This window comes from Haloarcula sp. Atlit-47R, assembly GCF_003665985.1.
GTDB lineage: Archaea > Halobacteriota > Halobacteria > Halobacteriales > Haloarculaceae > Haloarcula > Haloarcula taiwanensis.
Genome location: NZ_QPLQ01000092.1, coordinates 1 through 442, shown reverse-complemented (window position 1 = coordinate 442; position 442 = coordinate 1). Strand labels below are relative to the sequence as shown.

1 pseudogene is annotated in these 442 nt (G+C 63.1%); it reads right to left on the bottom strand.

The annotated features are described in order from the left end of the window. Positions 1-55 precede the first annotated feature (55 nt). Positions 56-385: pseudogene (locus DVK00_RS21030) on the bottom strand (30S ribosomal protein S10). Between the last annotated feature and the right edge of the window lie 57 nt (positions 386-442).

The window sequence follows — 442 nt, the reverse complement described above, 5'->3', positions numbered from 1 at the left end:
AAACCGGGACGAAAAAGCGCAGACCCGCGTCTTCTTTCGCGCTCCGTGGCCGCCGTCAGCGACGGTGACCGAGCGGTTTCTTCTGTTCGACTTCGATTTCGAGGTGGACGCCGTCGGGGAACTCCCTGAGGCCGACTTAGCGGGCGATCTGGTCCGCGCCGTGGATTTCGAGCCGACGGGTGTACACGGGGTAGGTCCACGACGAGAACTGGTCGCCGGGCTGGAGCGTCCGATACTGCGGGACGCTCACCTGCTTCGGCTGGTCGGAGTGGGGGCCGCGGCACTCCGCGCCCTTCCGCTCGACGAACTGCTTGAGGTCGTCGACCACTCGGTCGAGGACCGCCTTATCACCGCTTTGAAAGGTGAGTTTCGTGACGAAGGCCATAGCTGGGTACTACTCCTTGTTGCACGCTCCGACGGTAAAAGCGCATCTACACGAACC